The 14,488-nt window shown below is 35.5% G+C and carries 11 protein-coding genes and 1 pseudogene; all 12 read left to right on the top strand.

Annotated elements, in window-relative coordinates; translation table 11 throughout:
* The 12 genes and pseudogenes from EA14781_RS05775 to wzzB all read left to right on the top strand — a co-directional run bounded on the left by EA14781_RS05775 (nucleotide 1) and on the right by wzzB (nucleotide 14,431).
* Nucleotides 1–1,263, top strand: a complete 1,263-nt coding sequence (locus EA14781_RS05775; protein ID WP_000248196.1) for a cytidylyltransferase domain-containing protein — start codon at nucleotides 1–3, stop codon at nucleotides 1,261–1,263.
* Nucleotides 1,260–2,441 carry a UDP-N-acetylglucosamine 2-epimerase gene (gene neuC / locus EA14781_RS05770; RefSeq protein ID WP_000789920.1) on the top strand — a complete coding sequence of 394 codons (1,182 nt, stop codon included), beginning with the start codon at nucleotides 1,260–1,262 and terminating at the stop codon, nucleotides 2,439–2,441. The genes EA14781_RS05775 and neuC overlap by 4 nt, the downstream gene beginning before the upstream one ends.
* Nucleotides 2,438–3,706, top strand: a complete 1,269-nt coding sequence (locus EA14781_RS05765; protein WP_002461853.1) for a lipopolysaccharide biosynthesis protein — start codon at nucleotides 2,438–2,440, stop codon at nucleotides 3,704–3,706. Before neuC ends, EA14781_RS05765 begins: the two co-directional genes overlap by 4 nt.
* Nucleotides 3,707–3,750: 44 nt before the next feature.
* Nucleotides 3,751–4,689: a glycosyltransferase family 52 gene (locus EA14781_RS05760; protein ID WP_001048134.1), complete on the top strand. Its 939-nt coding sequence runs from the start codon at nucleotides 3,751–3,753 to the stop codon at nucleotides 4,687–4,689.
* 268 nt (nucleotides 4,690–4,957) lie between these two features.
* A pseudogene (locus EA14781_RS05750) lies at nucleotides 4,958–6,093 on the top strand (ISAs1 family transposase).
* A gap of 52 nt (nucleotides 6,094–6,145) precedes the next feature.
* Nucleotides 6,146–7,249: an EpsG family protein gene (locus EA14781_RS05745; protein ID WP_001010142.1), complete on the top strand. Its 1,104-nt coding sequence runs from the start codon at nucleotides 6,146–6,148 to the stop codon at nucleotides 7,247–7,249.
* 28 nt (nucleotides 7,250–7,277) lie between these two features.
* Nucleotides 7,278–8,327: a glycosyltransferase family 2 protein gene (locus tag EA14781_RS05740; RefSeq protein WP_105212613.1), complete on the top strand. Its 1,050-nt coding sequence runs from the start codon at nucleotides 7,278–7,280 to the stop codon at nucleotides 8,325–8,327.
* The gene (gene glf, locus EA14781_RS05735) at nucleotides 8,324–9,433 is read left to right on the top strand and encodes a UDP-galactopyranose mutase (protein ID WP_000872944.1); all 1,110 of its coding nucleotides are present in this window, start codon (nucleotides 8,324–8,326) and stop codon (nucleotides 9,431–9,433) included. The genes EA14781_RS05740 and glf overlap by 4 nt, the downstream gene beginning before the upstream one ends.
* Nucleotides 9,426–10,340, top strand: coding sequence for a glycosyltransferase family 2 protein (locus EA14781_RS05730; RefSeq protein WP_001031647.1), 915 nt, complete (start codon nucleotides 9,426–9,428; stop codon nucleotides 10,338–10,340). Before glf ends, EA14781_RS05730 begins: the two co-directional genes overlap by 8 nt.
* Nucleotides 10,341–10,492: 152 nt before the next feature.
* The gene (gene gnd, locus EA14781_RS05725) at nucleotides 10,493–11,899 is read left to right on the top strand and encodes an NADP-dependent phosphogluconate dehydrogenase (protein ID WP_000043473.1); all 1,407 of its coding nucleotides are present in this window, start codon (nucleotides 10,493–10,495) and stop codon (nucleotides 11,897–11,899) included.
* Nucleotides 11,900–12,139: 240 nt separating this feature from the next.
* Nucleotides 12,140–13,306, top strand: a complete 1,167-nt coding sequence (gene ugd, locus EA14781_RS05720) for a UDP-glucose 6-dehydrogenase (protein WP_000704902.1) — start codon at nucleotides 12,140–12,142, stop codon at nucleotides 13,304–13,306.
* Nucleotides 13,307–13,450: 144 nt separating this feature from the next.
* Nucleotides 13,451–14,431, top strand: a complete 981-nt coding sequence (gene wzzB, locus EA14781_RS05715; protein WP_002461856.1) for an LPS O-antigen chain length determinant protein WzzB — start codon at nucleotides 13,451–13,453, stop codon at nucleotides 14,429–14,431.
* Nucleotides 14,432–14,488: the final 57 nt, after the last annotated feature.

The following is a 14,488-nucleotide window of genomic DNA, read 5'->3' as shown; positions in this document are numbered from 1 at the left end:
ATGGTAAATAGATTGGCTATTATACCAGCACGTTCTGGTTCGAAAGGGTTAGCTAATAAAAATATACTGATGTTGATCGGGAAACCATTGATTGTTTATACAATAGATGCTGCCATAAGTTCTAAATGTTTCTCTAAGGTAATTGTTTCAACAGATTCTATAGAATATAAATATATTGCCGAGAAGTATGGCGCTGAAGTTGTGATGCGTGATGAGAGACTTGCAAGTGATACTGCAACATCTTTTATGGTAATAGAAGATATTTTAAAAAAATATAGAGGTTTTGATTATTTCGTTTTGTTGCAACCTACGTCACCATTTCGAAATGCCAAACATATACAAGAGTCTATTGATTTATTTGAGTCCAAGAAAGGAATAAATTTTTTAGTATCGGTAACAGAGAGTAATAAGAATTCAGAATTAATTAAGCCATTAGATGAGTCACATAGATTAACAAATTTTGGAGGTGATTTCAGTAACTATCGACGACAAAATGTTAAAGAATATTCACCTAATGGAGCGATCTTTATTGGTCGCAATGATAGTTATTTAAAGAAAAAACATTTTTTTGGTTCTGACAGTGTTGCTTATATAATGAATAAGGAAGATTCTGTTGATATTGATGATCGAGTTGATTTTGAAATAGCGATTTCGTTAGCAACCAAAAAAATGAAGCAGAAATTGCTAATAAAACAAATTAAACATCGCATTGCTGAAAAGTTTAATGAGATAAATCCTAGTGCACCTATTACATTAATCGGTCATTCTCTATTTGATTATTGGGGAATTGATACTTTAGCAGGGAAAAAAGTTAATAATTATGGTATCGCTGGAATAAATAGCGAGCAATATTATCAGTTTGTTTTAAAAAAAAGGCTTATCTCAAATCTCGGAGATATTGTTTTTTTATACTCAGGTACAAATGATATCGTGCTTGAGAATTGGACTGCAAAGTACACTATTTATTGGACAACCAAAATAATTGAGGAGTTAAAGAAGATAAATTCGAATGTTAAGATTTATCTCTTAGCTGTGCCTCCCGTAAATGGAAGGGTTGATCGCAACAATTATATTATTAATGAGTTGAATCATTTGTTATTTCATCATGTTAAATGCTTAAATAACGTATATTGGGTTCCGCTTTCAGAGTCATTTTATGATGAATTTGGTAACCTTAAACATTCATTTACTAGTGATGGATTGCATTTTACAAAAAAAGCTTATGAGCAACTTGAGCGAGATTTGGAAGAGGTAATGAAATGAAGAATATATTATATGTTACAGGCTCACGTGCTGAATACGGTATAATGAAGAGATTATTACTACAATTAGATAAAGAAGATGATATTAAACTAACAATTATTGCTACGGGAATGCATTGTGATGAAAAATATGGATTGACGTATAAATTTATTGAAAATGATGGTTTAAAGATAGAAAAGTTAATTAATATTGATATAGATAATAGTTCTAATGCTGGTATTCTTAAAACAATGGCAAAATGTCAAACAGAATTTGGTGATTACTTTGAAAGTAATAAGTTTGATGCTATAATTATATTAGGTGATCGATATGAGATATTATCAGTAGCTATTGCCGCCGCAATTCATAATTTACCAATTATACATTTGCATGGAGGTGAGCAAACATTAGGAAATTACGATGAATTTATACGCCATGCTATAACAAAAATGAGTAATCTTCATCTGGTATCAACCGATGAATACCGTGATAGGGTTATCCAAATGGGAGAACATCCTGACTTGGTCCATAATATAGGAGCCCTTGGAGCTGAAAACGTTATTAAGATGACATTGCCAACTATAATGGAGCTCGAAAATAAATTCGGTTCTCTTGCTCGTCCCTATTTTATGGTGGTTTTTCATCCTGAAACATTAAATGAAGTATCACCAATTACACAAATAGAGGAACTACTTGGAGCATTGGATTTATTAAAAGCTTGCTTTGATTTCATTTTTATTGGTTCAAACTCTGATACAAAAGCCGACGAGATTGCTATTAGGTTAAAAAAGTATTGCCAACAGAATAAGAATCGGTTTATTCCATCAACTGAACCTGAAGAATATATTGCATTATGTAAATATTCTCAAGGTTTAATTGGAAATTCGTCATCTGGACTAATAGAGATACCATCTTTGAAAATCCCGACTATAAATATAGGCAATAGACAAAAAGGGCGAGTCCGTGGAAATTCTGTAATTGATACTGATTGTAAGACATATGATATCTATCATTCCATACTTTTAAGCCAAACGCATGATTTTAAGAATAAAACTTCTTTGTCTGGAAATCCTTATTATCGTGATAACGCTTTAAGTCATGCCTTAAATATAATTAAGAGTTTTATAATAAATAATAAGAAAGATGTAAAAAAATTCTATGATATAAAGATAAATGCGGATAATGAGTCAAACGTATGAGTATATATAAAAACTCAAGTATTTACTTGATATCAAATATATTCAATGCATTAATTCCATTTATGTTGCTTCCTGTGCTGACAAGAAATCTAACACCTTATGAATATGGGCAAATAGCCATGTTCCAAATATTAGTAAGTGGATTGTCTTCTCTAACAGGTTTAAATACAGTTGGTGCTGCAAATCGGCGCTACTATGATGTAAATTCAAAAAATGAACTGGCTGCTTACAATACAAACTGTTTTTATATATTAATTTTAAGTTGTACGATATTACTTCTTTTATCTCTATTGTTATCTGACCTATTGAGTTCATTGTTGACAATTCCAAAAAACTGGATATATCTATCAGTTGCGGTTTCTGGGGCGACATTTATAATTCAATTTCGTTTGGGACAATGGCAGATCCGTGAGAGAGCTTTTTGGTTTGGTGTATTACAGATCAGCCAAGGGGTCGTTGTATCCGTGTTAACTATTATTTTTTTAATTTACATGTGTCAGGGAGCATCTAGCAGAGTAAATTCATTATTTATAGTAAGTATAGTATATGCACTGATTAGTCTCTATAGTTTACATAAGAGTAAATTAATCATATTTACGGGAATTAATTTTTCGAATATTAGAGATGCTCTATATTTTGGAGTTCCTTTGATACCACATGTCTTAGGAATTTTTTGTCTAAGCGCATTAGATAGAGTTTTAATTAATGGTGTATTAGGTGTCAGTGAGGCCGGAATATATATGTTGGCGGCTCAGTTAAGTTTGGGAATGACGGTTTTTTTTGATGCGTTAAATAAAGCATTAGTGCCTTGGTTGTTTAATGTTCTGTCGTTAAATGACGTAAATAAAATAAATTCACTGATTAGGTTTACATATCTATTTTTTATTGTTGTTGCTTTTTTGGGGGGGCTTTCTTTTTGGGTTGGGCCTTTCGTTGTTGAGTTAGTTGCCGGAAAGGCGTATCTGAAAGCAAAAGATATTATTGGCTGGCTTTGCTTAGGACAGGCTTTTAATGGTATGTACCTTATGGTTACAAATTATTTATTTTATGCAAAGTGTACGGGGAAATTATCAATTGTAACCATTAGCAGTGGGGGCGCAAATATAGTTCTGTTATTGATATTGATGAAGTTTTCAGGAATAACTGGAGTAGCTATCGCATTCTCAATATCTATGTTTATTAGATTTTTAGCTACGTGGTGGTTAGCCACGAAAGTGTGTGGGTTTTCATGGCGGATGCCAATTAGGAGAATTATTTGGGGATGAGGTTTTTTGCATAAGTAAATATATAATAAGGATAAGGGGGGGACATGAATTTATTTATATGCCGAACCATATTTCAGGCGTATTATGCAAGAGTGTTGATTAAAGCCAAAAGTATTAAAGATGTTATGTTTGTTTATTTATCTGAAGAGTTGTCTGATAGAGAAAAAAATGTACTATCGTGTTCTGGTATTGACTATATAGTTATTGGAGGTTCGCATTCGTATAAACGACTCTTAAAACAGATTTGGTTGTTGAATTATTTGTATAGAGTGACCAAAAAACAATCTGTAGACTTTTATTTTTCAAGTATTGATGATCCATTTATTCAAACAATTATTTCAAGGAATAAGTTTAGTAACATATATACGTTTGATGATGGAACGGCTAATTACGTACCAAATTCCTTTTTCTACATCGAAAAGAAAAAAAAGCTATCTGTAAGGATTAAATATTATCTTATGGGAAATAGAATAAGGAATTTACATGGGGTTAAAAAACTAATTAAAACACACTATTCAACTAATTATCTTAAAAATATCATCGATGATGTGGAGTATATTCCTTTACATAGTAAAAAAAACTTTTCTGATTTTCCTGTCGAGTCAAAAAAACATGAAGTGGTTAATATATATCTATGTCCTAATTTTGATGAGGTCTACATCGATGCTGAAAATGTAATAAAGAAATTTATATCTACACTGACTAAACATGATATTATAATACCTCATCCAAGAGATAAACTCATATGGGGTGCTGGTGAGAATTATAAAATAAGAAATGATACGATGGCGGAAATAGTAATAGATGAATATCTGTCTAAGGGATGTTTGATAAATTTATTTGGAATTGCCAATTCAACGCAATATCATTATCTCCAAAATAATAAAATTATAAATCATGTGATTGACATTGGAAAAATAAAGCCGGAATTCGAAGAGGCGATTCTAAAGCAAATTGAGTGTTTTAAAAATCTGACAAATTAAAATGATTGGGTCGTGTATTCAAGATATTGATTACTGTTATTGTGGATAATACTCCCGCTCAATAAATGGACCAACACTTTGTGCATTTCGAATACCCTAGAGTCTTTCGAACTAGGTGTTTCGCCAAGAAAAGAGCACGTAACGCTGCTTTTTTGTACTAAATAATTCGCACTAAATGTTCAATGATTGAGATATTTCTTATTACCTAGAGCTGTTTTTCATTGCTTATACATGATCAAATACTCCTTACATAATTAAGGAGGACAAAATGGAACTTAAAAAATTGATGGAACATATTTCTGTTATTCCAGATTACAGACAAGTCTGGAAAGTGGAACATAAACTGTCAGATATTCTACTGTTGACTATTTGAGCCGTTATTTCTGGTGCCGAAGGTTGGGAAGATATAGAGGATCTCGGGGAAACACATCCCGATTTTTTGAAGCAATATGGTGATTTTGAAAATGATATTCCTGTTCACGATGCTATTGCCAGAGTTGTATCCTGTATCAGTCCTGCAAAATTTCATGAGTGCTTTATTAACTGGATGCGTGATTGTCATTCTTCAGATGATAAAGACGTTATTGCAATTAATGGAAAAACGCTCCGGCACTCTTATGACAAGAGTCGCCGCAGGGGAACGATTCATATCATTAGTGTGTTCTCAACAATGCTCAGTCTGGTTATCGGACAGATTAAGACGGATGAGAAATCTAATGAGATTACAACTATCCATAAACTTCTTAACATGCTGGATATTAAAGGGAAAATTATCATAACTGATGCGATGGGTTGCCTGAAAGATATTGCTGAGAAGATACAAAAACAGGGAGGTGATTATTTATTCGCTGTAAAAGGAAATCAGGGGCGGCTTAATAAAGCCTTTGAGGAAAAATTTCCACTGAAAGAATTAAATAATCCAGAGCATGACAGTTACGCAATTAGTGAAAAAAGCCACGGTAGAGACGAAATCCGTCTTCATATTATTTGTGATGTCCCTGATGAAATTATCGATTTCACGTTTGAATGGAAAGGACCGAAGAAATTATGCGTGGCAGTCTCCTTTCGGTCTATAATAGCAGACAAAAGAAAGAACCCGAATAATGGTCAGATGTTATATCAGTTCTGCTGATTTAACTGTAGAGAAGTTCGCCACAGCGATCCGAAATCACTGGCACGTGGAGAATAAGCTGCACTGGCGTCTGGATGTGGTAATGAATGAAGACGACTGCAAAATAAGAAGAGGAAACGCAGCAGAATTATTTTCAGGGATACGGCACACCGCTATTAATATTTTGACGAATAATAATGTATTCAAGACAGGGTTAAGACGTAAGATGCGAAAAACTGTCCATGGACAGAAACTATCTGGCATCAGTCCTTACGAGAAGCGGGCTTTCGTAATCTTGCCCTGTTGAGATAGGCTCTTGATGAATAAAGGTTTGATGGTAATTAAATGAACTTTCTTTTGTTTTTTTCAATATGTTATTTTTTGTACGTAACCTCAATAGGGATGTTATTTAATAACTATAAAGTCCTTTTGATTTTTTCGCTAATCCCTCCGACAATAGTGTCAGTTATAAGATATAACGTCGGCATTGATTTTATGTCATATGTTGATTATTTCAATCAGCTTAAATATACAGATGAGATATATTTAGACGATACATTTAAGTATATAAGTTATTTTTCTTATTATATAGGTGGAAATGAACAGATTGTATTTTTAATATATGCTATTTTTTACTCTGCAGCACTTTATTTTTTAATAAAATTGGTGTTAGAGAATTATATAACAAGAATAAATAATTTTTATGTGGTTGGGTTGCTATTGTCATTTTATTCGTTTTATTTCTTATTGTCATTTAATCAAATTAGATCTTCATTATCGGCCCTATTGCTATGTTATGGGTTGCTAAAAAGAAAAAAGGATTTTTCTTTTGTAATGGCGATTTTGTTAAGTGTTCTTTTTCATTCTGCAGCCATGTTTATATTGCCTTTTTATGTTGCTCTAAGAAAAATAAAGGTTGGATACCTATTGGTTATATTCCCTTTTCTTCTTGTTGCTTCATTTTATAACATTTTTTCAGATGTTTTGAAGTTTATTCTTACATTTCTAAATAGTCGTTTTTTGACATATTTTTATTCTGAATATTTTGTTCCAAAGACGGGAATGGAAAAGATGTATAGTGTCATCTCAATGACTATTGTCTTGGGAATGGTTGTTTGTTTGTTTAAATTGTTACCCGAAAAATTTGATTTAATGATAAAGTTTGTTATACTTTTCGTCCTACTTCGAGCGATGTCAATTGATATATTGATTTTTGCCAGAATCAGTGATTTTCTTAAACCAATAACTATAATTCTGGTATTTACCGCTATATACTTTGCTTCAAATAAAGTAACACCTAGAATTATCCTTCCTATTTATTTAATTATGATATTGCTCCTCTGTCTTTTTAATATAAAGATTGGATCGAATATAACTAAGGATGACCATTATACTTATGGCTATAATATTTGCCTTTTTGGTAATAAATGTGTAGAGGAGTTTTATTAACAATTATTATTTTATGCTTCTGGTATCTATGGAAAAAGAAATGAGAAACTTTTCTTGTAAAGACCCCCTTTCACTTGTTGAAAATCAAATTGTATTGTCAATTATTCTTCCTGTATATAACGTATCAGAATATTTAATTGAGTGCCTAAATAGTTTGCTGTTAGACGTCCATGAGTGTTATCTTAATAGATGTGAAGTTATTGTTGTTGATGATGGTTCAACGGATAATTCCTTTGAATTAATGAGAGAGTATTCATTACAATACCCTGAAATCGTTAAGATTTACTCGAAATCTAATGGTGGGCTCTCAGACGCACGTAACTATGGGTTATTGAAATCCTCCGGTAAATACATTTCCTTTGTTGATTCAGACGATGTTGTTAATAGGGATTTTATAAAAAAAATAATCAATATCATTGATATGTATGATTTTGACATATTGTCATTTGATTTTATAAGGTTTTTTAATAAACGAGCCCCCCCTGTTGTTTCCGAAATAGGCTATATAACCCAAATGGTTGAAAGAGTAGATCCCGATTTCTATAAATCTAAGCCCGTTTTTGCTTGGAATAAAGTTTATCGACGTTACCTGTTTGACAATGAAATATTTCCTAAGGGGTGGTATTATGAAGATGTTGCATTAATCCCGTTATTATTAGATAGAGCAAAACGTTTATACCATATTAACAGCGTTTGTTATTTTTATCGACAGAGACAAGGAGCAATAACTTTTTTTAATGATAATAAATATCTTGATATTTTAAAAGGAGTATCTTTTTTATATGGCAGGTCACAATCCACATTTATTAAAACTGTGATTATAAATCAGTTCTTTACGTTAACTTTGTTATCTTTAAGACTACCAACTAGTAATTATTTTATGAATATGAGGTATATTGTTGATACCTATTGTGAAAAATTTGAATTGGACTCTTTTGAACCTGAGCTGATATTAAAACATATTCCTTTTTTATTATTAAAAAAATTGAAGTCACTATGTGTTTATCCGTTGTATTTATTTAAACCAGCGGTTTATTTTCATAAACAACTTAAACATTTTAGAGGGAGATTAAAGTGAAGTATGATTATATAATTGTTGGTAGCGGTCTTTTTGGAAGTGTTTTTGCACATGAATTAGGAAAAATAAACAAAAAGATCAAGGTTATTGAGCGTCGTGAACATGTTGGTGGTAATGTATATTGTGAGAATATTGAAGGGATCAATGTTCATAAATATGGCGCTCATATATTCCACACTAACGATAAAGAAATATGGGATTATGTAAATCAATTTGTAGAGTTTAACCAATACATAAATTCACCATTAGCTTTTTCTAAAGGTAAAATTTTTAATTTACCTTTTAACATGAATACCTTTAATCAACTCTGGGAGACAATAACTCCTCAACAGGCCAAAGAGATTATAAAAAAACAAAGCAGTGAAATAAGTGGAAACAAACCAAGAAATCTCGAAGAACAAGCAATTTCTTTAGTGGGAAAAGATATTTATAATTGTTTGATTAAGGAATACACTGAGAAACAATGGGGGCGACCTTGCACTGAATTGCCACCATTTATTATAAAGCGGCTCCCTGTTAGGTTTACATACGACAATAATTATTTTAATGACCGGTATCAAGGAATACCAGTCGGCGGTTATAATAAATTAATCGATGCCTTATTAAATGGAATTGAAGTCGAAACATGCACTGACTATTTTGAGAAAAAGAAATATTGGGATTCTGTTGCAAAAAAAATTATTTATACAGGGCCTATTGATAAGTTTTTTGACTACAAATTTGGGGCTTTGGATTATCGTTCATTAAGATTTGAGCATGAATTACTGGATGTTGATAATTTTCAAGGGAATGCTGTCGTAAATTATATCGATAAAAAATACTTATTCACTCGCATTATAGAACATAAATTTTTTGAATTTGGTGACCAGTGTAATACAGTCATTACTCGAGAGTACCCAAAAGAATTCGAAGAAGGAGATGAATACTATTATCCTATAAATGATGAAAAAAACATGCAAACCTATAAAATGTATTATAATCTTTCTAAACAGAAAAAAAATGTGATTTTTGGTGGACGTCTTGCGGAATATAAATATTATGACATGCATCAAGTTATCAAATCAGCTTTAAATGCATTCCGAAAAGAGGTAGGTTCAGGTGAATAAAGAGGTAATCGCAATAATTGTAACCTATAATAGAAAAGAATTATTGCTGAAAGTTATAGATGCTGTTTTGAACCAAAGTTATCCACTAAAAAAAATATTGATAATAGATAATAATAGTACAGATGGTACGGAGATGTTTATTTCGAGCAGACTCTCTGAATTGGTGGTGTATGAAAATACAGGGGATAATTTAGGTGGGGCTGGAGGATTTTATCGAGGGTTCATAGAGGCGGAAAAATATGGTTATGATTATCTTTGGTTAATGGATGATGATTTGATGCCTACAGTGAATTGTCTTGAAATATTAATATCAAATAATATAGATGGTATTGTCCAACCTGTTAGATATAACTTAGATGAATCTTGTGCAGAACTTTCGCCGTTAACTTATGATTTATCCAATCCATTTAAGTTAAATCCTAAAGGAACACCATTGAAAAATTACTTAGATACAATTGGTAATAAGTCAGGGAAAGTAGACATTGAAGCTATTCCATTTGAAGGTCCATTGATTTCGAGGAAGGTTGTTGAAAAAATAGGCTATCCAGAGCCTAAGTTCTTTATTTTTTGTGATGATATTGAATACGCGATTAAAGCTAAAAGGAATGGAATTCAGATCCAGTGCGATCTTCAAGCCAAAGCATACCGCCTTTTGGTTAACAATCAAGCCAATGATCTTCTTTCCTGGAAAGGATATTATATGCTTAGAAATGTTTTCTATCTCCATAAAACATATGGAACCAATTTCTTTGTTAGGCAAAAACCGATTGTTTTGGGATTAGGATATGCATTGTTGTGTGTATTAAAATGCAATTTCTCTCAACTCCCCGTTATATGGCGTGCTTTTTGGGATTCATCTTCATTAAGAAATACTGAAAAATTCAGGCCAAAAATGAGAAAGAAATAATTTGTTTCTGTGCTCTTTGGGTTTTTAATGTCAATTTCTAAATCACTAAATCACTAAATCACTAAATCACTAAATCACTAAATCACTAAATCACTAAATCACTAAATCACTAAATCACTTAACACGATATTTATCCCTGACAGGAGTAAACAATGTCAAAGCAACAGATCGGCGTCGTCGGTATGGCAGTGATGGGGCGCAATCTTGCGCTCAACATCGAAAGCCGTGGTTATACCGTCTCTATTTTCAACCGTTCTCGTGAAAAGACGGAAGAAGTAATTGCCGAAAACCCAGGCAAGAAACTGGTTCCTTACTATACGGTAAAAGAGTTTGTTGAATCTCTTGAAACGCCTCGTCGTATCCTGTTAATGGTGAAAGCAGGTGCAGGCACGGATGCTGCTATTGATTCCCTCAAGCCATACCTCGATAAAGGTGATATCATCATTGATGGTGGTAACACCTTCTTCCAGGATACCATTCGTCGTAACCGTGAGCTTTCTGCTGAAGGTTTTAACTTCATTGGGACGGGGGTTTCCGGTGGTGAAGAAGGCGCGCTGAAAGGTCCTTCCATCATGCCTGGCGGTCAGAAAGAAGCCTATGAACTGGTTGCGCCAATCCTGACCAAAATCGCCGCCGTAGCTGAAGATGGCGAACCGTGCGTTACCTATATTGGCGCAGACGGCGCAGGTCACTATGTGAAGATGGTTCACAACGGTATTGAATACGGTGATATGCAGTTGATTGCCGAAGCTTATTCACTGCTGAAAGGTGGCCTGAATCTCTCCAACGAAGAGTTGGCACAGACATTTACCGAGTGGAATAACGGTGAGCTGAGCAGCTACCTGATTGATATCACCAAAGATATCTTCACCAAAAAAGATGAAGACGGTAACTACCTGGTTGATGTGATCCTCGATGAAGCGGCCAACAAAGGCACTGGTAAATGGACCAGCCAGAGCGCGCTGGATCTCGGTGAGCCACTGTCGTTGATTACCGAGTCTGTGTTTGCTCGTTATATCTCTTCTCTGAAAGAGCAGCGTGTTGCCGCGTCTAAAGTTCTCTCTGGTCCGCAATCGCAGCCAGCAGGCGACAAAGTGGAGTTTATCGAGAAAGTTCGCCGTGCGCTGTATCTTGGCAAAATCGTTTCTTATGCTCAGGGCTTCTCTCAACTGCGTGCCGCGTCTGAAGAGTACAATTGGGATCTGAACTACGGTGAAATCGCGAAGATTTTCCGTGCTGGTTGCATTATTCGTGCGCAGTTCTTGCAGAAAATCACCGATGCGTATGCCGAAAATCCAAAAATCGCTAACCTGCTGTTAGCTCCGTATTTCAAGAAAATCGCCGATGACTACCAGCAGGCACTGCGTGATGTCGTCGCTTATGCAGTGCAAAACGGTATCCCAGTTCCAACCTTCTCTGCGGCGGTTGCTTATTACGACAGCTATCGTGCCGCTGTCCTGCCTGCGAACCTGATCCAGGCACAGCGTGACTATTTTGGTGCGCATACTTATAAGCGTATTGATAAAGAAGGTGTGTTCCATACCGAATGGCTGGATTAATCTAATTTAATCAGCAATAAATTGAGGCCCGGCATATATTGCCGGGTTTTTTTGCTAATAATCCTATAGATTAAATTTCATTGCTTAATATTAACTTAATAAATATCAGCTACTCTTATAAGTAAAGTCTGATTTTGTTGCTACGCTGATGCTGGGATCAGCGTAGCGCTAAAAATTTTAACTTTTATCAGGATGCTAAAACATCATGATTCACAGTTAAGTTAATTCTGAGAGCATGAAATGAAAATCACCATTTCCGGTACCGGTTATGTAGGCTTGTCAAACGGGCTTCTAATCGCACAAAATCATGAGGTTGTGGCATTAGATATTTTACCGTCACGCGTTGCTATGCTGAATGATCGGATATCTCCTGTCGTTGACAAAGAGATTCAAAATTTTTTGCAGTCAGATGAAATTCGATTTAACGCCACGTTAGATAAAAATGAAGCCTACCGGGATGCAGATTATGTAATTATCGCAACACCTACAGATTACGATCCAAAAACAAACTATTTTAATACGTTTAGCGTGGAATCTGTCATTCAGGATGTCATTGAAATAAATCCACTTGCAGTTATGGTTATCAAGTCCACTGTCCCAGTTGGTTTTACCGCGGCAATGCAGACGAAATATCATACTGAGAACATTATTTTTTCCCCAGAATTCCTCCGCGAAGGCAAAGCCCTTTACGATAACCTTCATCCATCCCGCATTGTTATTGGTGAGCGTTCTGAACGTGCAGAGCGTTTTGCTGCGTTATTACAGGAAGGGGCCATTAAGCAAAATATCCCGACTTTGTTCACCGACTCAACCGAAGCAGAAGCGATTAAACTGTTTGCCAATACCTATCTGGCAATGCGTGTGGCGTACTTTAACGAACTGGATAGTTATGCAGAAAGTTTAGGTCTCAATACGCGTCAGATTATCGAAGGTGTTTGCCTTGACCCGCGTATTGGCAACCATTACAACAATCCGTCATTTGGTTACGGTGGCTACTGCTTGCCGAAAGATACTAAGCAACTACTGGCGAATTATCAGTCTGTGCCGAATAACTTGATCTCGGCAATTGTCGATGCTAACCGTACGCGTAAAGACTTTATTGCAGATGCTATTTTGTCACGTAAGCCGCAAGTGGTTGGCATTTATCGTTTGATTATGAAGAGTGGTTCAGATAACTTCCGGGCGTCTTCTATTCAGGGAATTATGAAGCGTATCAAGGCGAAAGGCGTAGAAGTAATCATCTATGAACCAGTAATGAAGGAAGAGTCATTTTTCAACTCGCGTCTGGAGCGTGATCTCGTCACCTTCAAACAACAAGCCGATATCATTATCTCCAACCGTATGGCAGAAGAGCTTAAAGATATCGCTGATAAGGTCTACACTCGCGATCTCTTTGGTAGCGATTAACCTACTGTAATCAGGGCGATTATCGCCCTGATGGTGGTTCGCCGATTGTATGATTATTCATTAATTTTATTATTTATCCTATAGCATTCATGAGGATTATCGCTAAACTATAGCGACCTGAAATTTTCGCCTGTTAGGGTAATGATGAGAGTAGAAAATAATAATGTATCCGGGCAAAACTATGATCCGGAACAGATTGATTTAATTGACTTATTAATGAAATTGTGGCGTGGCAAGATGACAATTATCATCTCTGTCGTTGTGGCGATAACCCTCGCAATAGGCTATCTGGCTGTTGTCAAAGAAAAATGGACTTCCACTGCTATCATCACCCAACCCGATGTGGGGCAAATCGCTGGCTATACCGATGTCATGAATGCTATCTACGGTCAGGCTGCAACACGAGTGCAGGATCTTCAGGCTTCGCTTATTAGCCGTTACAGCACTACGTTTTCTGCTTTAGCCGAAGCGCTGGATAATCAGGAAGAACCTGAAAAGCTGACTATCGAGCCTTCTGCTAAAAATCAGCCATTGCCGTTAGTTGTCTCTTATGTCGGGCCGACTGCGGAAGATGCTCAGAAGCAACTTGCCGCTTATATTCAGCAAGTTGACGATAAAGTGAACGTGGAACTGCACAAGGATTTACAGGACAACATTGCATTGCGTATGAAATCCTTACAGGATTCTCTGAAAACGCAGGAAGTGGTGGCGCAGGAGCAGAAAGATTTGCGTATCCGCCAGATTCAGGAAGCGTTGCAGTACGCGAATCAGGCGCAGGTTATCAAGCCGCAGATTCAGCAGACTGGGGATGATATTACTCAGGACACGTTGTTCCTGTTAGGTAGCGAAGCGCTGGAGTCAATGATTAAGCATGAAGCGACCCGTCCGCTGGTGTTTTCTCCAAACTACTATCAGACTCGTCAAAATCTGCTGGATATCGAAAATCTGAACGTTGATGATCTCGATGTTCACGCTTACCGTTACGTGATGAAACCGACGTTGCCCATTCGTCGCGATAGCCCGAAAAAGGCAATTACTTTGATTCTGGCTGTGCTGCTGGGCGGTATGGTTGGCGCGGGGATTGTGCTGGGGCGTAACGCGCTGCGCAATTACAACGCGAAATAATATTATTGTGCATTAAGGGAAACGGGCAGGGTGGTGACACCTTGCCCGTTTTTTTGT

The organism is Escherichia albertii NBRC 107761 = DSM 17582 (assembly GCF_000759775.1).
Classification (GTDB): domain Bacteria; phylum Pseudomonadota; class Gammaproteobacteria; order Enterobacterales; family Enterobacteriaceae; genus Escherichia; species Escherichia albertii.
Note: the sequence above shows the minus strand (reverse complement) of the source record. Positions and strands in the feature narration are given on the sequence as shown.

Excerpts from the sequence above, each read along its gene's own strand:
- EA14781_RS05775 (WP_000248196.1), top strand. The coding sequence starts at position 1 with ATGGTAAATAGATTGGCTATTATACCAGCACGTTCTGGTTCGAAAGGG.
- neuC (WP_000789920.1), top strand. The coding sequence starts at position 1,260 with ATGAAGAATATATTATATGTTACAGGCTCACGTGCTGAATACGGTATA.
- EA14781_RS05765 (WP_002461853.1), top strand. The coding sequence starts at position 2,438 with ATGAGTATATATAAAAACTCAAGTATTTACTTGATATCAAATATATTC.
- EA14781_RS05760 (WP_001048134.1), top strand. The coding sequence starts at position 3,751 with ATGAATTTATTTATATGCCGAACCATATTTCAGGCGTATTATGCAAGA.
- EA14781_RS05745 (WP_001010142.1), top strand. The coding sequence starts at position 6,146 with ATGAACTTTCTTTTGTTTTTTTCAATATGTTATTTTTTGTACGTAACC.
- EA14781_RS05740 (WP_105212613.1), top strand. The coding sequence starts at position 7,278 with ATGGAAAAAGAAATGAGAAACTTTTCTTGTAAAGACCCCCTTTCACTT.
- gnd (WP_000043473.1), top strand. The coding sequence starts at position 10,493 with ATGTCAAAGCAACAGATCGGCGTCGTCGGTATGGCAGTGATGGGGCGC.
- ugd (WP_000704902.1), top strand. The coding sequence starts at position 12,140 with ATGAAAATCACCATTTCCGGTACCGGTTATGTAGGCTTGTCAAACGGG.
- wzzB (WP_002461856.1), top strand. The coding sequence starts at position 13,451 with ATGAGAGTAGAAAATAATAATGTATCCGGGCAAAACTATGATCCGGAA.